The following is a 21533-nucleotide window of genomic DNA, read 5'->3' on the forward strand; positions in this document are numbered from 1 at the left end:
CTACCACCCAGTGCATCGCTCGTAGCGGAAGCTGTGGCAGATCCGCCGATTGGCATAGCGCCCGTGGGATTCGGCCGCCAGGAGTCCCTCAAAGACGCTGCTGGGCACATTGAAGTAGCGGTAGACCCCGCCGCCCTGGAACTTCAGGTAGAGGAGGCGCTGGGAAGCGTCGTAGCCTGCCGAAACCAGACTGGAGGACTTGAGGAAGACCTCCACCACCACCGGATCCGGGAAACCCGGCGCAAAGGGCTGTTTCTGATAGGTGTGGCGGGTCCGGTACTGGTTGTGGGAATGGGCCGACGGGTCCGCAACGGAGGGAATGACCTGCTCTTCCGTAATCTCCGAAAGAAACTCATAGGCCTCGTTCAGGGCCAGGGTTTTCGCGTGGGCCTCGGCGGCGCTTGCCTTCCCATGGTGGAAGTCGGGGTGCCACTCGCGGATTTTGCGTCGATAGGCCGCCTTGACCTCCTCGAAGGTAATACGCCCCGTCAGGCCCAGGGTGGCGGCGTACTGAGCAAGCTTGCCTTGAGGGAGCATGACGAGGCCAAAAAAGGGAGGTTGAAATTCAGAATGTAAGATTTTGATCAATCAAATGTTAACCACAGATATCACCTATTTCGAGATATGCCCCATCCTCCAGAATCCCGGGTCCTCGGCCCCCAGGCTCCACAGCACGACCCGGGAAAAGCCCTGCCTCCGGAGGGAGGCGACCTTGTCCCTCAGGCTCGTGGCATCTTCCACAAAGGCGGTATGGCGCTTCCCTTCGACATCAAAAACGACATAGGGAGCCTGACCGTCCGGGTGGCGCATCGGATCCGATCCCGAGAATTGCGGAGCCACGTCCCCGAAGGTCACTTCCCGAGGCCGGGGCCCCCATTCAAAACCGCTCACCTTCAGGACCGGCACGATCCTGCCCCGGTCACATTGGGTTGCCGCGAAGGCCAGGACCTGACCGATCCAGGAGGAAGTGCACACCGGCCCAGGCTCAGTGCGGGTGTTATGGAGGTTGTAGAGCATGATCTGAAGGCGGTCGGCAGCCTTGCCCAGGGCAGCCCAGTCCGCCGCCCCCGGCCCCTTGGAACGGCTCTCCCGGATCTTGGGCTGGACCGTCACAGAGAGGGCAAGACGCTTCCGGTGCAGAGCCCGGGCGAGCTCCTCGATGAAACCGGAGAAGGCCTCCCGGTCGATGGGGTCGAGATTCTCGTAGTCCACATCCAGGCCATCCGCCCCGATCCTCTGGCACTGGCTCACCAGGTCCCCGATGTGCTTGCGCCGTCTTGCCCGGTCGGCCAGCACCTCGTGCATCAGGCCGGCATCCTTCAGCACCATCCTCCCCTCGCCATCGGGTCGGTCGTTGACGACCGTGAGCCACACCCTGCCCTTGAGGCTCCGCAGTTCCGTCACCGCCTTCCCCCATGCCCGGTCCAGGTCGGGGCGGGCCGACACGGGATTCCCGGCGGCATCCCATTGGAGGGCGAAGAGGAATACGTCCTCCACCTCCCCACCGGAACTCCGCACGCTCTGGAGTCCCGAATCCAGTGCCCAATAGGTGATCCACCCCCCCAGGGGCGCCGCCGCCGACAGGGTCCCGACCAGCAGCAGGCCGAGGAGATGTATGAAACGAAAGGGCATGGTCATCAGAATCGCCACTCCACGGTCAAGGCGGCCTGTCGGCTCGTGTAGCCGGTGGTGGATCCGGCCCCGAGGTTCAGCCGGGTCCGCACATGCGGCGTCCACAGTTTGACCCAGTTCAGGGCCGCCGACCCGCTAAGACGCCCCCCGTTGACGCGGTCATCGGAGCCGCCCCCCGCCAGATCCAGGTCCAGCCCGGACCCGTCCGGGAAGGGATGCTGATAGCGCGCCCGGAACCGGGCCGCCCGGTAGTCCATCGGTGTGTAGTACAGGCTTGACTGGGTCCGACTGTCGGCGCACTGGAGATCCAGGCCGAACTGCCAGCGAGGCAGGATCCCGGGCTGGAAGAGAACAGCGGCTTCCTGGGCGCCCTGGCGGTTGCCGTCCGTCATGTGGGCTTCGCTGGCGCTGGCCTCGAAGTTCCACTTCCCCGATCGGAGGGCATAGTTGACCCCCTCCTTCCACTGGCGGATCCCCGCCTCCAGGGATGCCATGGTGTCCAGATCGTCGCGCCGAAGGTCCAACCGGACCTCCTGGGTCTCGAAGCGGCCATGGAGTTCCAGTCCGCCCCGGTTCCGATCAGGCAGGGCTCCGAAAGTCCGGCGCCCTCCCCAGAAAGCGGCATTGAGACAGGTTCCGGGCGCCCAGGCCAGACGCCCTTCCACCTCCCGACCATCCAGATGCCCCAGGGCCTTATCCGCAAAGCGGAAGGCCCCCATGCGGAGGTCCAGATCCAGCGGTCCCCGGAAGGGAACGTGGAAGGTCGTGAAGACACGGTTCCGGGAGCGGTGATCCGAACCCTCCAGGGTCTCGGCGCCGATGCCCGTACCAGGATCATTGGCCCAACGCAGCTGCGTTCCGAGAACGGGCTCATCGGCGGGGGCCTGGGCACTAGCCAGGACCTGGGAGGCCTTGAGGTGGGTCGCCGCCTCCCGGGGGCGATCCTCGGCCCAGGCGATATCCGCCAGGATGCGTTCGCAGTCCGCGTGCATATCGGGAAGCTCCCGTTCCAGGGCCGCCAGTTCCCGCCTTGCCCGCTCGGGGTAGCCCTCCCAGAGCCGGAGCTGGGCGAGCTTCAGCCGGGCCATGTTGGCGGGGTCGCGGCGGGCCAGGTGCGCCAGGAGTTCCGGACCTCCCCAGGTGCGCGGAGGCTCAAAGCGCCACAGGAGACGCTGGCCTTCCTCCCCCGAGCGAAGGCTGTTGAAGCCCCGGCTGTCCTGCACCATGCCGAAGCGGAAGTATCTGCGCCAGACGGCATCATTGACGGCGGCCGCCTGCTCCATTCCGCTGACACTGGTCTGGCCCGCCTCACTGTAAGGAAAGGCATAGGCCAGGGGCTGGCGCTGAGCGAGGTGATCCACCAGGGCCTCCCGGCATCGACGGTAGTCCTCGTCGACCCTCGCTTGGAATTCCTGATCGTTTTCCACCCGCCGGAGGTCGGGGATCCAGGCCCGCTCGATGAGGAACTTGCCCGTGTGGCCCTGGGCATCCACCACGACGGGATCGTGGGCCTCGAAGCCGTGGCCCTGCATATCCCAGCGCCCGGTCTCCCCGAAGCGCCGGATGCTCTTCCAGCTCGCGTGGAAGAGGTCCGCCTCGGCTGCGGAATCCCCGGCCGGGACGAACATGGTGGCCTTGAGCCCGTACCGGGCGAGGATGGGATCAGCCTGGACGAAGGAGTCGCTGCGGGCGTCATCGAAGGTGATGAGGATCGGTCGCCGGGGCCAGGGTTCCTGTCCGGCGACCATCCGGGCCAGTTCGGTCATGGTGATGGCGGTGTATCCCGCCTTGGCGATGGCCGCCAGCTGCTCCTCCAGTCTGGCCGCACTGATCGAAGCGGTGCGCTCCTGGGGCTGGATGCCGTGATAGAGGAGGATGGGCAGGTAGCGGCAATCGCCCTGGGGGTGGGCGACCCCCTGGAGGATCGCCTCTGCCGCCCTGCCTTCGCCCAAGCCGATGAGGGCATCGGCGCGCCAAAGCTCCCTTTCGAAGCCGCTGAGGAAGTTCTCTTTGAAGGCCGCTCCCTGCAGGCGGTCCAGGGCCGGGCCGAACTGCCGGGCCTGCATCAGGCCCCTCACCAGCCCCTGATAGGCAGAGACATTGCCGGGGTTCTCGGCTGCCAGCCGATGGAAGCGTCCCAGGGCAGCGGCATCCCCTGCTTCCAGGCCCAACTCAGCCTGGACCAGGCCCAGCTCCACGGAGGAGGGTAGGTGCGTCAGCGCCTCAGCGGCCGTCCGGATCGCCTGATCGCGCAGTCCCCCCAGGCGCAGAAGCCGCAGGCGGTCCTTCCAGTAGACGGCCTGCTCCGGGTGGTCATCGGTCAGGCGACCGTACCATCGGGCGGCTTCGGCGTAGTTCCCGAGAAGCTCCGCGTCCTGCGCAAGAAAGAGGAGGGCCCCTTCATGGCTCGGCCGGGCGCCCGCAAGGCGGAGCGCCTCAGAGAGGGCGGCGCCATAATCCTCCATCGCATAACTCTCCCGGATCCAGTTCTGGACCGGCCGCACCTTCTCCGGGTCCAGCCTGCGGACCCTGCCCCACACTTCCCGTGCGACGGCATGGTCCCCGAGACGGGTCAGCACCTCAGCGTACCGGTATTGCACCGCCAAGTCCTCCGGGAAGGCTTGTGCCAACTGGGTGCCCAGGTCTCTGGCCAGAGCGAGCTGCCCGTCCATCGCAAAGGCCTGCATCAGCCTCAGGCGGCCACCCTTGAGGGTGGGATCCAAGGCCAGGGCCTTCCCTTCCGAGACGATCGCGGCCTGGTAGTTGCGCTGGAAGAGGAAAGCCTGGGCCAGGAGATCGTGGGAATCAGGCATTTCCGGATAGTGCCTGACGAAGGCGGACCAGGCCGCAGTGCAGGCCGACCAGTCCCCCTTTCGGGCGAAGGCCCAACCCAGGTCCCGCAAGGCCTGACGATTCCCAAGGTCCCGGTCCAGGGCGAGACGATCCAGGCGGATGGCTTCCTCCAGATGATCGGCTTGATAGGCGGAACTGGCCTGGGCGGCGTAGAGACGCCCCAGGGCACGACCCCGCAGCAACTCGGGAGCCTGGCTCGCGGAGAGCAGGCTGATGCCCCGTTCGATCTGCCCATGCTGGAGGAAACGCTCGGCGGCCCGGTCAGCCCAGGTCCCATCCAGCCCTGGAAGGGTGAGGAGCGCTTGCAAGGCAGACTCCTGTGAGGCCCCCTCTCCCTGCCGCAGGCCAAGCTCCAACAGCTGGAGGCAAGGAGCGGGCTCACCGGGAACCAGCCGCCTCGCTTCCTCCAGGAAGCGCCGGGCCTCGGCCAGATCATCCAGCTCCAGGCTGGCTTCCGCCATGCCCCTCACCAGATTGGCCCTCACGGCATCGGGAACCGCGGGGACCCTGCGCCAGACCGCCAGCGCCCCGGCGCTCTCCCCCATCCGCCGCTGGGCCCAGCCCAGGGCGATGAGGAGATGGGGATTGCCTGGGTCCCCCTGCAACCCTTTCTCCAGCGCTTGGCGGGCCAAGGTGAAGTCCCCCGCCTGGTAGGCCTGGTCCCCCGCGGTGGCATAAAGACGGGTGAGTGTGGGCCTCAGCCTCGCCCCAGCGGAAGGCCGCTGGTGAAGGAAACCTTCCAGCCGGAGGATGGCGGCAGACAGCTGACCCTCCTGCTCTTCGACCCGGGCCCGGTGAAGGAGCAGGTCGAGGTTGCCGGGCTCCTGACGCAGAACCTCCTCATACTGACGGGCGGCCTTTTCCCAGGCCTGGAGGCCTTCGTAGGCTTCGCCCAGGCGCACCCGGATGGCCTTTTGACTCCCATCCACCTGCAGACTACGCTCCAGCAGGCGTGCGGCCCTGTCGAAACGTCCCAATCCCAGGAGGGTCTCCCCGGCCGCATTGAGGGTATGGCTGTCCCTGGGCTCCAGGCGGAGCAGGTTGTCCCAGACCAGCAGGGCGTCCTCGCTGCGTCCCAGTTGCTGGTAGCAGCGCCCCAGCTCGCGCCAGGCGGCCTGGTGCGCGGGATCCATGGCGACCACCTTCCGGTAGGCTTCGACTGCGGCAAGGTAATCCTTGGCCCGGTACAGCCGCCTGGCCCTATCGAGCCCGGTCTGGGCTGGCGTCCCCGCCAGAAGCACCGGGGGCAGAGCCAGCCCCATCAGGAGTCGGGAGATCAGCATTCTCTGGCTCGCGTTCATCGCGTCTTTCCTTCCATGGGGGCCGTGGATTCCACCCATAGGCGGAGTCCATCAGTCTTCCGTTCCTTTTCGATACGCTGGGCGATCTCCCGCCAGGCGCGCTGCCCTTCAGCGGATAGGGCGCCCACGTCCAGACGCAGCCCATCCCACCCCGCCTTGGCGGCCCGGTCCAGCAGGGCCGCGAGCCAAACGGATTGCGGCGGGAAATCCCCATCCAGCAGCCTGACCTCAGGCAGGATGTCCCAGGCGAAGCGGCGCTGCATCATCCGGAGCAGATCCTGGTTGAAGGTGAGTTCCACCTGTCCTCTCGGCTGGCGCTGGATCCATTTGGGACTCAGCGCGGCGATCTCCGACACCTGACCCTGGAGGTTCCTGACCTCAGCGGATCCGGGATCCGCACTGACAGGCTGGACCCGGTAGGAGATCGGGGTGAAGCGGGCCCCGGCCAAGGCCAGGCGACCCGGCCCACCAGCCGGCGCCGAGACGATCCCGAGGTTGCCCCGGCCATGCGTCGGCAGATTGAAAGGAAGCTCGGAAACGGCGTGGCCGTCCAGTTCCACCCACACCCCTGGCCCTCGCCGGGTGATCCGCAGATCGTGCCAGCCCAGGATGGAACGGCCTTGGGGAAGCCTGGCCAGGGTCCGGGGCGGAAGCCCGGGTGTCCGCTCCTGGAAATAGAGAGTGTCCTGCTTGCCGCCGAAGCGCCAATGAGGACCGCCGTACCAGGCTTCCTGGGCGATCCAGAATTCGCCGGCATCGATGCGGACCCGGGCCTGGAGGACCCAGTCGCCAACCCAGCGACTCCCGGCCAGCCAGAGGTCATTGCGTCGGTCCCCCTCCAGGAAGAATCCCTCCGCGGTGCGACGCATCCGCTGCTGACCCAGCTTCTGGTCCGGGACCCAGGCGTCCAGACTTGCAGAAGCCGGCCCGATCATGGCTGCTTCCAGGCGCTGAAGCAGAACCTCGGGCGTCCAGCCGGGATCCACCTGGAGGCGGTTCAACCTCAGAGGCTGGTCCTCCGGGCCGTTCAAGCCGAAGAGATCCGTGTGGAAGGCGAGCTGAGGCCCATCGGATGGAGCCGTTTCGGAACCCAGGGGCGGCGTGAGGCCGTTGAGATGGGCAAAGGCGGAAACGCGGCAGCCCCGGAGGCTCGATTCCAGGAGCGCACGGCTGCGCCTGAAGGCCTCCTCGCCCGACGTGGGCGGAGGCAGCGCGGTCCCATCGGCCCGCAGGGCGCGGTGACCGTGGGTGCCCAGTTCCCACACTCCGCTGTCCAGCATGAGCTGGAGGCGGTCCCAGTACAGGAAGACCGGGTCCCGGTGTTCCTGGCGACCGCTGTCGAGGAGCATCAGGGCGGGCCAGTGCAGGCGCGCGAGGACAGGGTGGGCCGCCTCATAGGTGCTGAGGTAGCCGCCATCGAAGGTGAGGAGGACCGACCGGGGCGGAAGCGGGGTTCCCTGGCGATAGGCCTGGGCGACCTCGCTGGCTGTCACCGGCACGAACCCCCTGGCCTGCAGGAGCTTCAACTGCGCCTCCAGGCGCGCTCCCGAAAGGGCGCCATCCTCCCCATCCGCCCTCAGGCGGCCGTATTCCAGCACCGCCAGGCGGAAGGAGGTCCCGGTCCCGACCCGAGGGCCGCCCGGGGGCATCACCCGGCGATGGAACCAGGCCCAGGTGAGGGGTCCTCCCACAAGGAGGAGGGCGATGAGAATGGCCCATCCCCACCGATCCCCACGGAAGGAACGACTTTTCTGAATGCTGCGTGTCATGGCTACCGGGTCCCCCAGTGGTTCTTGCGCACGGTGAGGAGGGCGTAATAGGTCTGCCACACCAGTACGAACATGTAGAAAAAGCTGAAGGCGATGCCATAGATCCAGATGCGGTTCCGGTAGCGGGCGAAGTAGACCAGCCCGAAGAGGGTCGCCATCAGGGTGGTCCCGAGGACGTACTGCACCGAGAAGAGATGGCCCTTCAGGACAGGGATGACCAGGGCATTGGCCACCACCAGGGGCGAGATGAGGGGGAAAATGACGCCGAAGTAGAAAAAGAAGGCCACCAGTGGATTGCGCTTCCACATGAACTGCATGGCCAGCATGCTTTCCCGGATCCAGGATTTCTTCCAGCGCAGCTGCTGGCGGAAGAAGACCCGCCAATCCTCCGGCACGATGGTGGTGCAGATGGCCCTGGAGTTGTAGATGACCTTCCAGCGACGGAGCATCTTGTTGGTCAGGCTCCGGTCATCCCCGAAGGTGGCCTCCCGGCCCAGGAAGCTTTGGGCGAGCCACTCATCCAGAAAGGCCATGAGGTAGTCCCGGCGGTACGCCGCCAGGCAGCCGGAGCAGCAGGTCACCGCTGAAAAGAGCGACTCGGCCGCCTTCACCACCCGGAAGGCGACGTAGTAGCGGACCTCCTGCATCTTGGTCAGCAGATTGGCCCTGGCGTTCTCGACATTGGCGTGGCCGCATACACCGCCCACCTCGGGATCCACGAAGCCGGCCACCAGTTCCCGGATCGCGTCCGGCTGGATGAAGCTGTCGGAATCCACATAGATCAGGATCTCGCCGGTGGCCTTCCGGGCACCGGCAGCCATGCCGTGCCGCTTGCCCCGGTTCTTCTCGAAGTGAATGACGTCCAGGTTCGGAAAGTCCCCCTGGGCGCGGTGCATTTCCGCCAGGGTGCCATCCGTGGACCCGTCGTTGACGGAGATGACCTGCATCTTCTCCGGGGGGTAATCGGCCCGGTAGATGCCCTGGAGGGTCTTGTAGATGGAAGGCTCCTCATTCTTGCAGACCACAATGACGGTGACGCTTGGCTCGTAGCTTGAAATCTCAGGGGGGCGGTAGAAGGCCGCCAGGATGAATCGGGAGAGGATGTAGGTGGAGACCAGCAGGCCATAGGCGTTGACGAACGGGTGGTACCAAAAAAACTTGATGTTCTCGCTTTTCAGGAAGCCGATCTGGACCGCGATCCCCAGGATGAGAACCAGGGCCCCCCAGGGCAGGATGCGGGAAAAGGCGTACCGGACCAGGGCCTGACGATCCCTGGCGAAGCGGACCCCATACACGAAGCCACCGAGCTCACCCTGGCGATCGTAGGACTGATGGAGCACCTGGGCCCGCACCCGGACGAAACCCCTGCCCCCCAGGAGGGCATGCCTGGATTTGGGGATCTGGAGTGTCACCCAGTCCCCCGGGGACAGGGGACGCATGGTTTCAATCTTGGCGCCGCCGCGGCTGCAATCCAGCACCTTGATGATGTGGTCGCCCCTGCGCTTGGTCGGCCGGGAGCTGATGCGACCCAGGGCGTTCATGCTCCAGCGGGTTGAACTGCGACGGTCATCGCGAGAGGTTTTCGGGACGCTTGCCTTCATCGGGTTCCTTCTTGGGTAGCCCCAGCCAGGACGCAGACGGGCTGCAGTCCCTTGGTCGCGTATGAGGTGACGTCTTTGCCTTGAAAGGGGGGACCGTCCGCTCGCCCCGCTTGCTCTGCGTCCCCCCTTTGACCCTCACGTGATGGCTGGGGAATCCAGCCGTCACGTCTCTGCCCCGCCAGGGCATTGCGGGTATCCAGGACCTTGTGCTCGGCACCGCCCAGGACCTCGTAGTCGAAATCCCGGTGCGGGGTGATGATGAGGACCAGATCAGCCTGCGCGACCGCTTCCGCAGAGAAGGCCGTGGCTTCCAGGCGTCGGCCGTTCTCCAGACGGACGCTTTCCACCCACGGATCAGCGAAGGCCACTTCGGCCCCCTTCTCCAGGAGCTGTTCCAGGATAGGCAGGGCGGGACTCTCCCGGAGGTCGGGCACATCGGGCTTGTAGGCGACCCCCATCACCAGGATCCTGGCGCCCCGGAGCGCGCTGCAAGACTGGTTCAGCCGCTCCATCACCTGTTGGACGATGTAGCGGGGACGCTCGGTGTTGATCTGATCGGCCAGGGCCACCAAACGCGGCTCATACCCATGGAGTCTGGCCTTGTAGACCAGGTACTGGGGGTCCAGAGGGATGCAGTGCCCGCCGATGCCGGGCCCCGGGAAAAAGGGCATGAAGCCGAAGGGCTTGGTGCTGGCGGCCCGGATGGTCTCCCAGATATCCGCCCCCAGGGCATCGCAAATTTGAGAGAACTCGTTCACCAGCGCGATGTTGACGTTCCGGAAGGTGTTTTCCAACAGCTTGGCCAGTTCCGCCGCGGAAGCCTGGCTCACGGGGTGGACCACCTCGAAGACCGTGGCGTACAAAGCCGATGCCACCTCCGTCGAGAAGGGCGTCACCCCCCCGACGACTTTGGGGATGGTATGGAGGGGGTGCCGCAGATTCCCCGGATCGACCCTTTCCGGGCTGAAGGCCAGGTAGAAGTCCTGGTCAACCTTCAGGCCGCCCCTGGACAGGGCCGGCAGCAGCACCTCCTCCGTGGTGCCTGGATAGGTCGTGCTTTCCAGGATCGCCATGCGACCCGGAGACCAGATGCTCAGCAGGGTCGCCAGGGCGGCCTCGATGCAGCTCATGTCCGGCTGGCGGGACTTGGAGAGGGGCGTGGGCACGCAGATGATGTGGATGTGGGCCCGGCGCAGATCCTCGGCTTCGCAGGTCACCCGGAAGCGACCCGAGCCCAGGCATTCGCGCAGGTAGCCGTTCAGCCCCCTCCGCATGGAGGGGGTTTCTGATTCCACGGGGACCGCATCAGGCTGTGAAATCCGGTGCGGCGATTCCGACGAGGCTGGCCTTCATGGCCTGAGTCAGCCACTCCAGCAGGTCCACGCCGCGCTTCCGGGCCGTGCCTGCCAGGGTCAGCATGCGCTCCACAAAGCGGGCGCCATGCTCGCTCTCCACCCCCAGGCTCACCTTCCGCCACAGCACCGCCTTGCGGATCGCCCTCTCGGCTTCATTGTTGGTCGGCACCACCCCTTCATGGCTCAGGTAGGTCCAGAGTCGATCCCATTGCCGGAGCAGATCGTTGGCTGTCCCCCGTGCTTTCTTGGTGGTATCGGGGTGCTTCGCCAGGATCTCGAACCGCTCCCGCATCTCCGCCTGGATCGACTGTGTCTCCTTGGCCAGTTCCTCCCGACTGATTTCCTCTTGCTCACACTGGTGCCACAGATGGAAAGCCTTGTCGCTGGCCAGCTTCAGCATGCAGCCCTGGGTTCCCGTCTCACCCTTGCTCTCCAACATCCCCTGCACGTCACGTCGAATGTGGCTGTGGCAGAGCTGGTGCTTGGCCTTGAGGAACTTCTCGTAGGGCTTCCATCGGTCGCGCTGGATGATGCCCGGGTAGTCCTCGCCGAGGAGGTCCTTGGCCTGCGCCTGGCCCCGTCCTGGCAGAAGTCGGAAGGCTTCGGCCTCCGCCGTTGCGGCGACCCAGAGCCACATCCGATCCTCTCCGCAGCGACCGAACCCCGTTTCATCGGCGTGCACCACTGGGGAGGCCTTCACCTCTTCGTGGATCGCTCTGGCAGTCGGGGCCACAGCCTCGCTCACCGACTTGCAGCAGGCCGCCACGGAGCCCAGCGACATCCGCACGCCAAAGACGGATCGGTGCATCACCATGATCTCCCGCTTGGTCAATCGGAATCGCCCCGAGAGCATCCCGGTGAGCGCCTGGAGGCGGGGGCCGAAAGCACCCTTCGGGGTTCCCACCGGCGCAGCCGCCCGGGTGACATGCCCGCACCGGGGGCAGGCTTTGGACCACTGCCTCAGCTCCGTGATGAAGGCCCGGAACGCCGGCGACTCGCAGAACTGCCGGATGATGGCATCCCGGCGGGGAGCCTGCTCCAGGGATTCCCCGCATCTCTCGCAGGACTCGGGATCGGCGTCCTTCACCTCATCCACCTCCTCGGGCGGAACCTGCTCCCGGGTCTTTCCGGCGTGACCCGGCTGACCGCCCCGCTTCCGTCCACTCGGATCTACCGGTGGCTTGCGCTTCCTACCCATGTCCGAACTGGGAGGCTTCGAGCTGTTGCCGGAGTTCTGGGTGAGCTTGGATTCCAGCTCCTGGATGCGTTGCAGAGAGGCCGCCAACAGGGCCTTCAGCTCGTCAACTTGCCGCTGCAGTTCGTCCATCTCTCAAGCCTTGCAGCCCTGAACGAAAAGTACAACCTAGCCATTCATATCAAGTGCGAAATACCTGAACGGCTACTCGCGCAGTTCCCCGTCTGAGACGTCCAGGATGCTGCTGACCCCTTCCAGGACCCTGGCGATGTATGCGGGGTTGATGTCGTAGCCCACCACTTCGAAACCCGCCCGGACGAACATCGTGGCCAGGGGAAGACCCACGTATCCCAGCCCAAAGATGGAGATGACGGCGGACCGGTTCGAAATGCCCTGCAACAATTCCTGTTTCATGCGACCTCCAGATCGACAGATCCGAAGCATCGCCCCTCAGCTGCGACAACGGATGACGCAGGACGAATGCCGTGTTTACTAGACTTATTTTGATTTATTCATCAGATCCAGACTGCATCGTTCTGAAGGCCTTAAATCGATGTCCACCCAGGAAAGATTCCGCCAAATTGTGCTGAAAAGTGGCGTTTTCGGACGGGCATTCACAGCAGCTTCATGTGGCATATTTCTTTATATTTTAATACTTATATCTAAATTCGTGTGTTAAGCGCGATTTGTACATTCTTACGTATCGTTTACCCGCGCGGAAGGCGTCGCGGTTGCATGCTTCGATGCACGCGCAAGCGCGGATCAACACCCCACCCCTGCACTGCGGTCTGAGACATGACCCCCGCTGCACAGGCGCACCCATGGGCGCATGTTGCCTGTGCAGCACATGGAGGGCATCCATGTTCGCCGCAGGACACCCATCGGGACAAGTCGGGTCCGGTGGCACTTCGGATAATGGCCCATTATCCAAAGTGGCCCGTTGGGCGCCCCCCCAGACCCTGGACATAATCCAAGACTATGTCCCCTTGTCCCAGTGTCGTGCGGCGGTATGCAGGCGGACCCCAATCTCTAAGACATGTTCACGACCATCAGACGCGTTAATCCGGTGTCGGACACGGCCAAACGCACCCTGTTCCACCATGGCCAAAAACGGTGTCACACGGGTCTCCCCATGCCCTACCCAAGCATTATCCAGGCCACCGACCCCAATACCTAAAAGGAATGGCATCACGCTGTCAAACGTTTTGACGCGCATAACCGAAATGGAATTAACACCACCCTGCGGCGGCCCATTGGGTCAAATATTCAAATTTCAAGTATTTGATATCATTATAATTACATCAAAATTTCTTAACACCCCGGGCTGCATGCCTTAACACCGGCCTCCCGGCAGTCCGATGGAGATGATCGACCCGTGCGCGCCGAGTCGGCCCGAAACGCAGGGGGACTCTAACACCATCCAGCCCGTTTTTATTCTAATGTTACGACTTAGGTAACGGATGTCCCGCAACCCACTGCGGTACCGGCTTAACACCGGATTAACACCACTCAGGCTGGCCTGAGGATAGGCTTTCGCCATTTCATCTGTCCTGAACCCCCACCCCCACAGCATTTTTGCCTTCGGCTATTTTTTCAGAAATCCGCAGCCATCAGGCCTGCCTTGAACCCGAAATAAGACGCCCAACAGGCGTCCCTCGGCCCCATGTGATGCAAGAGATTCCACCAGGACCTAGGCCCTCCCCAGCCCCCAAACAGACCCGATAATCCCACGCGCACCCGCCTGAAATCATCGGTCCCAAAGGCCAGGGACCCCAGGGAATTTGCCCGATATCGGCCCCCAAAAGCCGCACGAGGTGGCCCATCGGGAAAGACCGTGGCCTGGCGCCCGTCCCAACCTTTTTGACCCGCTGTCGGGCAGATGATGTGGCGCCCAACAACGGGTGAAACCCATGCGTTTGGCGATTGATTTGGGGGTGGTGTCAAGCGTCCACCGGGTCATCCCTCCCTGCCCAGGCCTGGCATTTCCTCCTGCCGATTTCCCCGGAGGAACCGTTCCCCATCGCAGTCAGAAAAGCAGGAAGGGACTACCCCGACACCCCTTGGCTTGCCGGTCAAAATAGGCATTGTGCCCGGACGAATACACTTGCCGAAAACAGGAAAGGCGGTCCCGGAAAATGCATCAAAGACTGCTACGGTTATAGAAGCCGATTCAACCGCCAGTTAGGTCATACACAATAAACAATTAACCATATCCGGTCTATACCCATTCCACCGGCCACCCATTTCTTTCCCGCGACATCCCAGACCCACCAGCACCGTGGCGCTCACGAACAAACAGCTCGCACCCCGCTCGATCACCTTCCGCCCCAGGCCGATGGCCAGATGCGTCTTCCCCAGGCCGGGCGGCCCCAGCAGCAGGATGTTCTCCGCATGGGCCATGAAGGTCCCCGTTTCCAGCTTACGGATCAGGCGATGGTCCAGGCTTGGTTGCAGATTGAAGTCGTAGTCCTCCAGGCTTCGTTCAACCTCGCCTGGCTGATGGGCCTGGAGCATGGCACCCTACATCGCGCCCCCCAGGACGCCGAACTCACCCTGAGACTCCATGAGTCCCTGGAGGCCTGGGCCCAGGTGAAGGGTGCCCTGGGCAGCCGGGACTTCCTGGTCTACCTCGCCGGTCCCCTCCGGGGAGATGGCAGCCCCGCGGCCATCCGCCACAACCAGGGCATGATGCTCCGCCAGGCCCGCTGGGCCCAGAGCGTCCTGCCCATGGCCACCCTCCTGGTGCCCCACACCAACTTCGCCTTCCTGGACGAAAGCCGGGATCCCGGCGGCCGGGTGCGGGAACTGGCCCTGCGAAGCTGCGAGAAGGTCCTGGAGCGCTGCGACGCCATGCTCCTCTGCGGCCGCGAACTCAGCCCGGGCATGGCCCGCGAACTGAAACTGGCCGACCGCCTCAGGATCCCGACCTTGCAGGTGCCGGGGTGGGATGGACCCAGCGGGGCCACGGCGGGGGAGGATGAAGGGGCGGCGTAAACAAGTGTGATCAGCCTAGCGAGGCGCCTTCCTGCCCTTCCGGGATTTTCTCCACTCCCAGGGGGCTACCGGGTCAGCATCGTTCCAGAGGCCGATCCCTTGGCCCCTCGCTTCCCGCTCGCTGCGACTGTAGGCATCGGCATCCCCTGGGAACTGGTTGCTGGCGTAGTGGGCGTAGTGCCAGGCCAGCCCCTCTTTGATCTGCAATAGGTTCTGATCCACGCCATTTAGGAGGATCTTGCCGAGGAGGCGTCCATAACGGTCATTGCCCTGGGCTTCGACCTCCACCTCTCGCCCAAAAATATGATCAGAGAGCACTTGCTTAGAAACCTTGCCAAAGGGCTGAGCTTTTTCGGGGGCATCGATGCCGAGGAAACGGATGCGGTGCTTGACATGGTCACTGTCCAGGACGTCGATGGTGTCTCCGTCCATCACTCCCACAACCCTCCCGGCGAACCGATCGGAAGCCACCTGCTGGTGGGCTGCAGCGATTCTGGGGGTCGCTGAGTGCTGAGTCGGCTGGTGCCGCCATCCCCATAGCGCCACAGCGACCAGAGGAATGAGAATGAAAGCCCATGAAGTATTGCGAGCACTTGGCATTGGAGCATTTGCCTTTCTGTTTGCACGATGGCCGAGACCTCTCAGCGCCCGTCCGGACTAAACTCGATTCTGATTTCCACTCGTCGATTGCTTCCATCCTTAGGATTTTCAGGATTTACGGGACGGTCTGGACCGTACCCGGCGATCCCAACCCTGCCCCATGAATCTTCCGGCCATTGGGCGAGGAGTTCCCGGCGGGCCGAGGCCGCCCTGGCGGCACTCAGGGAGTAGTTGTCATTAAAGGCGCCACATGGGGTTGCGTACACCTGTGTGAGTGGGGAGCTATCGGTGTGCCCTTCCACCAGGAGCTGAATCTTTTTATTCCCTTGGATCTGCGTCAGGAGTTGCTCCCCGATTTGACGGATGATTACCTGGAATTTTGGAGACAAGCAGGCAGATCTGGATTCAAAGACGGCATCCTTGAGTTGAATGCGGTGCCCCTTCACGTCGACCGCGACCTCATCCCGACTGGGGCTTGTTTTTATGTCCTGGAGGATCTTCTCCAGGGTGGATTCCAGGCTTTGCCGGGATTTTTGGGCCTGAATCTGGTCTTTCATCTTCAGGGCCATGAAGAGAAGGATCAGCACCGCGACGGTGCCTGCGAGGAGGTCGGCAAAGGAGATCCACATCTTTTGGCCGTCATCCTGCCCCTGGGGGAATTCTTGTCCCCCTGCCTTGCGTCTTCTCCCCCTCATTTCCCAACCTCCTCGGTTTCGAGCTCTTCGGGGACAACGATTTCAGAGGATCTTCTAAAACTGCCCAGCCCGATGCGCGCAAGGATGTCGCGGACGGTGTCCTGGAGGACTTCCAGCTTCTTTTGCATCCCACCCACGAGCTCATGGAAGAGCTTCACGGATCGCCGGGTCTCCTCCCCAGAAACGCGAACCTCGGCGGCCACCTGATCCACCTTGTCGCGGACCTCCTTGATGCCCTGCCGCAAGGAATCCATGGCGGCAAGGGAGGTGTCTTTGGCTGCCAGAGACGTGGCCGTCAAATCCGCCACGGTCTTTTTCAGGCCTTCCTGGCCAGCCACCTGTGCTTCGGCAGCGGCTGCAACTTGGCCCTCCATCTTGATTGCAGTTTCGACCATTTTCCCGCTTACGATTTTCAGTCCCTCTGCGAGATCAGCTTTCACCGCAGCAGCGGCTGCCTCATGGGCCGTGGTTAATTCTGTCAATGCCTCACCTTGCTTTGCCTCAACCCGAGTGATCATCTCCTCGCCAACAGCTTTGAAGGTGGATTGAGACACCAGAAGCGTCTGAGTGACTTCACCAGCACTGCTTTCAAGCCGCTCCAACAGCTTGAGCACTGCGTTGCGCGTGGAGTTGAGATCAGCTCCCAGCAAATCTTTGGTCTGTTCTTGGACGGTCCGGCTGGAATCGGCAGCACTCTTTAAGCCTGAAAGCTGTTCCTGCATCTGAGTCGAGAACCCAGCTACTTCGCCCTTGAGACCTCCCAAGGCACTGGAAACCCCAGCATTCACTGCGCCAAGCATGGGCTGAATGGCACCCTCAAGGTGCTGCAATTGCTTGGCAAGAACATCCTGTCCCTTTTGGACCCCACCCAGCTCTTTCTGGATAACTTCGGAGAGTGAGGTGGATACCGCCGAGCTCACAGCCAGTTGCACCTGCTGGTTAGCTGCGGTTGAAAACCCCTTCATGGTGGTCAGGGAGGATTCGTTGAACTGTTGAAGGGAGATGGAAATCTGGCTGCTAGCCGCCTGGACGGTCTGAGAAAAACCTGTCGATGCCGAGGTCATGGCATCCCGGATGCCGATGGAGGCACCATTCATTTCTCTCACCAATTGGGGCACCTGCTGGCTCATCGCGTCGGTGACCTGGCGGAGCTGCCCAGCGGTTTCGTCCATGTGCCTAAGGAGATCCCGGGTTTGATCTTGCATCTGGCGAAACACATCCGTGTTCTGGAGGATCTCCCCCAGCTTGCGTCCCAGGTCGTCCGATAGCTGGGCACTGACCTTTGAGGCCATGGCCTGGATGTGACCGGGATTCTCTTCATCCACACGGAAGGCATCCTGCAAACACCCGGTCAAACCCTGGACGGCTTCCCGCAATTGGAAGCCCTCGTGTTTCAGCTCTTCCCGATCGGCCGCATCTTCCTCTTCCTGTTGCAGAAGTTCTTCAGCCGCAAGGGCCCGGAGGCGAACATCGCGCCTGTGCTGAATAAAGGCATTCAGCCCAGAAGTGACCAGATAACCCAGAATGGCCCCGATGCTGGTGCGGAACTTCTGTCCGAGGGGCTTGATACTGTCCTGGATTTGGCTGAGATCCCCACCCTGTTGGGCAAGGGCATTCACGCTGCACCCGATGCCCCAGAAGGTGAATACCAGCCCAATGGCGAGAAACGCGAAGGACAAGAAAACGAGCCAAGGGCCGGGAAGCCCCAGGAGTTCGGCTCGAGTCAGGGTTTCAGACTTCAACCGCTGAAGGGCCCCAAGGAATTGCCGTCCATAAAATACAGCAAGAACCAGCACAAAAGCCAGGAACACCCATTCAATCAATCCCGTGGGGGCATGAAAAAGGTAATGAAACAGGTCGGAGTTCTTCATGTCTACTCTTCCAGGGGAGCCCCAGCCATGGGGGGCTCCGGGTTGGCTTTCTACCGATTACTTGTGGCCCGTTAGGCGTCCAGAAGATCCCAGGCATCCTTGCCCACCTGGGAGGAGACTGAATCACCCTGTTGGAAGACAAAGTAGTTGAGGGACTCAAGGTAGATCCCTAAGGGGGATCGCTGTTTGGCCATGTCCGGGCGGTTCTGGATCTTTTTCATTTCTTCCCAAAGTTCCATGACCGCTAGTCGGTGGGACTCTTTCAGAAGGGTCTGGAACCGACTTTCGCCCAGCTTCTCGCCCCTTGCCAGGAATCGATCCCGCAATTTTTCATCTCCGAGCAACCGGAATAGTCGGCCTGGCAATTCTGGGGCACCAGACCCAAAGCACTGGAAGGGGTGCTTCAGGCTCGCCCAGACGTGGCCGCCATCCTTGTTGATATCCGCTCCACTCTCCTCATAGGCCCTGAACCAGGCAGCCAGGGGTTGATCCACTGGACTTTCAGAGTCTTCCCCATCGACCCAATCCCCGTAGATAGGGGATTTGGAGGAAAGGGCCTGGTCGGCCTCCCCGAAGCTGATGCCGAAGGGCACTGACCGAGCACCGTCCTTCAGGCCGCCTTGTGGCATAAGCGCCCCAAGGGCCACGGACGACTTGGCCACCGTGCGATGGTTGGGAATCTGAATCTCTGGATTGAGCACTTCCAGCTGGAGGTTTTCAAAGCCCCCCGCCTTTGCCGCCTCCTCGAAGGCCAGGTGGAAAACGCGTTGGAGGGTCTGGAACTGCTTCAACTCTGTCCAGTCGGCATCCCTTACTCCCTCGGCAAGACGGAGAAGCTTCCACCCTGAGCCCGGCAGCCAAAGGCTGACCTTGATGTGCTCGGTCCTGCTGGTCGCCGTCTTGGCAAGGTGATGAAGCACGAGTTGGGCTCCAAAATAGCAGACGGCATAGGCCATGAGGTACAGCTTGATGCGCATATCCTGGCTATCCAGCTGCATCTCAGGAAGACGCGCGTTCAGAAGCGCCGCGATGCCCTCCCGCCTCGTTTCGGCCTCAAGCGAGGGCTGAGTTAACCCGGCCTCGGAGAGTGCCGAGTATGCCCAGATGCCGTTGGCATCCCGCTTTGAGAATCCGCCATCTGCGGGCATGGAATTCATCAGATCCACCAGTCCGAGCCCGCCGTAGAAGCGGCGGCGCCCCGAGGCGTCCACTTGACCCAAACTAGCGTAGGCCTTCAACTCCCCTCCATGCAGGAGGCTAAAGTCCGTGGTGCTGCCCCCCATGTCCATGATCAGCGTAAAGGCGGATACGTTCTCCTCCAGCTTCTGGAGGGCTTTACGGGCGTAGTAGCGATGATTGGCCTCGGACTCACTCACGGTCTGGAAGATCTTGAACGGGAGTTCACTGGCAAGGCTCTTTTCTAAACGGGCCTTCTGCCCATAGGGGTAGGTGACGGTCAGCTTCACCTGGTCCGGATCCACCACCACCCGGGCCTTCCAGGAAATGGAAGCACAGGCCAACACCAGGATCTCATAAAGATAAGTCGCCTTCAGGTTGAGGCCGCTGGTGCCCCCCCAAACATCCCATTTGATGTTTTGCACCAAACGCCATTCAGCCCCCTCTCGCGTTGGACGCCCCAGGATGCTGGCCAATCCTGATGGGGAGCTGGCGACCCCCCTCTCCAAAATCGGCATCAGCTCCTGGAATGCCTGGAAGGTTTCCGGCGTAGGGACCCATTTGGCCGCCTGCGTGGGCATGCTCTGATAACGCTTGTCTGTATTGATCAGATCGGGCTTCAAGGAGGACTGGCCAAAGGCCTCCTTGATCCATGGACTCCCCTGGAAACCGGCCATCTCAGCCTGGGGGACTTCCGCAGGCCGGTTGATTCGCTGAGTTCTCAGGTGGGGAATGCCGAAGGAACTATACCTGGGCCCCCCCTCCCTGGATGCCTGGATTCGGCTCTTTAAAAGAGCCTCAGCCTCGGAACCCGCTGTCAAGCAAATTTGAACCCCGTTTTCCGAACCATAGTCCACCAGCGGGCAGGGGGCATAGAGTTCTCGTATATCCATGTCCACCAAGGCTGGATCATTACTATACTCATTCCAGTCCACAGCCAGGGTAGTGTTGGCGGACCCCAGATCGATCGCCAGACGGACTTCGGAAGTAGGTCCTGCGGTACGCAGTTCCTGATAACTCGGGACAAAGCCCCCCAAAGAATTCTTCCCCTGCCTTAATTCAAAGTAAATCGGCCGGAATTTCATGCGGTGAATCGAAGGACCATCCTCGGACACAGGGATTACGCTATACCCAGATACCTTTGAAACGCCATGTGCCAGAAGCTGGAAACCCTCCAGGTTCTTCCAGTCGGCCACATGAAGAAAGTAGTTATCCCATTTCTCCTCATCACTCTTGAATCGCGGGAAGTACCCAAGGGTCATGGCGGCTCGGCGCGCGGCAAGCCCCACGGCACCAGACTTGGTGTCTCCGGTTTCCAGGCGGGGATAACAGATGGAGAAGCGCAGGGGCAAGTCCTCCGCCTTTCCGCCGTAGGTGCGCTTGGCCACCAGATCACAGGTCAGTTCCAGAGATTGGCCATCCTGGGCGGGCTTGAGGCTGCCCCCCCATGTTCGCAAAATGCTTTCATCAATCCAATTAAAGGCTTCTGGCACAACAGGCACATAGGCTTCGAACTGTCGACCCCGAATAGGGGTGAGGGCCTGTCGACGAGCGGAATCGCTCTGAGCCGAAGTCACATGGAAATCCAGGACTTGCACTGGAAAGAGGGTATGGATATCCATCCAGGTAGCTGACACTTCCTGGCCCCCGACGCGAATCATGTCTCCGCAATCACCCTCCCCAAGGAAGTCCGCGCCGGTGGGGCTGGGTCTATCCTTGAGCCAGTTCAAGGCTAGGGGAGAACGGCCTTCCAAACGGAGGTAGACCTTCTTTTCGCCCTTTTGTAGATACGGCACCCGATCTAAGGGGTGTGTGTCCTCTGGGGCTGCACCGTCTAGACGAATCTGCTCCTGATCGGCGAAACGTCGGAGCATCCTTGCCAAGGGTTTCAGGCCATCTTGCGCATCCAGGCGCCGTACCAGGCTGCTCAGATGGTCGGCTCGGTCCCACTCCTTGTCACTCCAGGGGATCAGGTCGCCCTCTGGGGTAATGAAGTCCACAACCCGGCTGGCGGCATCCCACAGGCCGCCGAGATCCCGAGAAAAGGCCCTGGGCTGCATTGGAACAAAATCCAGAGCCTGAATGTTCATGCTCTTCTTGGCCTCCGCAGGGATGCCCACTCCCAGGAGAAGTCGCTCTCCTGCACAATTGCCGCTACTTGGAGCGTAGAAGAATAGGGCCAACCGCTCCCCAGGGGCCAACCCCAGGACATCCCCCAGGGCCCTGGGCAGGGAAGTCTTCTTCGTCTCTTCCCATTGAAGGAAGTAGTCCTCTCCCTCGCGGGAGAAACACCCCGTGGAAATCTGTGGGGAGGGGGTGGTTCCTAGGGCGCGATGGATCGCCAGCCAAGCCCGCAGATCCGGGTCCTCGAGCGCCGATACAAGGTTGCCTTCCGTTATGCAGCGATCCAACCGACCATCGATGGACTTGGCCCGGGCCCAAAGGCTGGGAAAAAAGGACTCTCGGGCCTCTTCTGAATCTTTTATGGTGC

General features: G+C 62.4%; 14 protein-coding genes. 1 reads left to right on the forward strand and 13 read right to left on the reverse strand.

The window, feature by feature from the left end; genetic code table 11:
* From HOLFODRAFT_RS23770 to HOLFODRAFT_RS25210, 9 genes are all read right to left on the reverse strand, one after another.
* A complete protein-coding gene (locus HOLFODRAFT_RS23770; RefSeq protein WP_005031511.1) occupies window positions 1–537 on the reverse strand; it encodes a KTSC domain-containing protein in 537 nt (178 codons plus the stop codon).
* Between the two features lie 75 nt (window positions 538–612).
* Window positions 613–1638 carry a glycosyl hydrolase family 18 protein gene (locus tag HOLFODRAFT_RS0203550; RefSeq protein ID WP_005031514.1) on the reverse strand — a complete coding sequence of 342 codons (1026 nt, stop codon included), beginning with the start codon at window positions 1636–1638 and terminating at the stop codon, window positions 613–615.
* Window positions 1638–5786 carry a tetratricopeptide repeat protein gene (locus HOLFODRAFT_RS0203555; RefSeq protein ID WP_005031515.1) on the reverse strand — a complete coding sequence of 1383 codons (4149 nt, stop codon included), beginning with the start codon at window positions 5784–5786 and terminating at the stop codon, window positions 1638–1640. The genes HOLFODRAFT_RS0203550 and HOLFODRAFT_RS0203555 overlap by 1 nt, the downstream gene beginning before the upstream one ends.
* Window positions 5783–7555 (reverse strand): polysaccharide deacetylase family protein, encoded by a 1773-nt coding sequence (locus HOLFODRAFT_RS0203560; protein WP_005031516.1) that lies wholly within the window; start codon window positions 7553–7555, stop codon window positions 5783–5785. Before HOLFODRAFT_RS0203560 ends, HOLFODRAFT_RS0203555 begins: the two co-directional genes overlap by 4 nt.
* Window positions 7556–7557: 2 nt before the next feature.
* On the reverse strand, window positions 7558–9156 hold the full coding sequence (locus tag HOLFODRAFT_RS0203565; RefSeq protein ID WP_005031517.1) for a glycosyltransferase: 1599 nt from the start codon (window positions 9154–9156) through the stop codon (window positions 7558–7560).
* Window positions 9153–10451 carry a nucleotide sugar dehydrogenase gene (locus HOLFODRAFT_RS19125; protein WP_148300345.1) on the reverse strand — a complete coding sequence of 433 codons (1299 nt, stop codon included), beginning with the start codon at window positions 10449–10451 and terminating at the stop codon, window positions 9153–9155. The genes HOLFODRAFT_RS0203565 and HOLFODRAFT_RS19125 overlap by 4 nt, the downstream gene beginning before the upstream one ends.
* A 10-nt stretch (window positions 10452–10461) precedes the next feature.
* Entirely contained in the window at window positions 10462–11838 is a 1377-nt protein-coding gene (gene tnpC, locus HOLFODRAFT_RS0203575; RefSeq protein WP_026939007.1) for an IS66 family transposase, read from the reverse strand.
* A gap of 72 nt (window positions 11839–11910) precedes the next feature.
* Entirely contained in the window at window positions 11911–12120 is a 210-nt protein-coding gene (locus HOLFODRAFT_RS0203580; RefSeq protein ID WP_005031310.1) for a 3-hydroxyacyl-CoA dehydrogenase NAD-binding domain-containing protein, read from the reverse strand.
* A gap of 1767 nt (window positions 12121–13887) precedes the next feature.
* Window positions 13888–14220, reverse strand: a complete 333-nt coding sequence (locus HOLFODRAFT_RS25210) for an ATP-binding protein (RefSeq protein ID WP_084053272.1) — start codon at window positions 14218–14220, stop codon at window positions 13888–13890.
* Here HOLFODRAFT_RS25210 and HOLFODRAFT_RS22535 point away from each other — a divergent pair.
* Entirely contained in the window at window positions 14206–14700 is a 495-nt protein-coding gene (locus HOLFODRAFT_RS22535; protein ID WP_084053274.1) for a DUF7768 domain-containing protein, read from the forward strand. The two genes, HOLFODRAFT_RS25210 and HOLFODRAFT_RS22535, sit on opposite strands and share 15 nt — an antisense overlap.
* 15 nt (window positions 14701–14715) lie before the next feature.
* Here HOLFODRAFT_RS22535 and HOLFODRAFT_RS19135 read toward each other — a convergent pair whose 3' ends face one another.
* The 4 genes from HOLFODRAFT_RS19135 to HOLFODRAFT_RS0203605 all read right to left on the reverse strand — a co-directional run bounded on the left by HOLFODRAFT_RS19135 (window position 14716) and on the right by HOLFODRAFT_RS0203605 (window position 21453).
* Entirely contained in the window at window positions 14716–15132 is a 417-nt protein-coding gene (locus HOLFODRAFT_RS19135; protein WP_005031307.1) for a thermonuclease family protein, read from the reverse strand.
* A 209-nt stretch (window positions 15133–15341) separates the two neighbouring features.
* Window positions 15342–15887 (reverse strand): OmpA/MotB family protein, encoded by a 546-nt coding sequence (locus HOLFODRAFT_RS0203595; RefSeq protein ID WP_158412906.1) that lies wholly within the window; start codon window positions 15885–15887, stop codon window positions 15342–15344.
* Between the two features lie 104 nt (window positions 15888–15991).
* Window positions 15992–17866: a hypothetical protein gene (locus tag HOLFODRAFT_RS0203600; protein WP_005031305.1), complete on the reverse strand. Its 1875-nt coding sequence runs from the start codon at window positions 17864–17866 to the stop codon at window positions 15992–15994.
* Window positions 17867–17937: 71 nt separating this feature from the next.
* Window positions 17938–21453 (reverse strand): hypothetical protein, encoded by a 3516-nt coding sequence (locus HOLFODRAFT_RS0203605; RefSeq protein WP_148300347.1) that lies wholly within the window; start codon window positions 21451–21453, stop codon window positions 17938–17940.
* Between the last annotated feature and the right edge of the window lie 80 nt (window positions 21454–21533).

Source organism: Holophaga foetida DSM 6591 (genome assembly GCF_000242615.2).
GTDB classification, from domain to species: domain Bacteria; phylum Acidobacteriota; class Holophagae; order Holophagales; family Holophagaceae; genus Holophaga; species Holophaga foetida.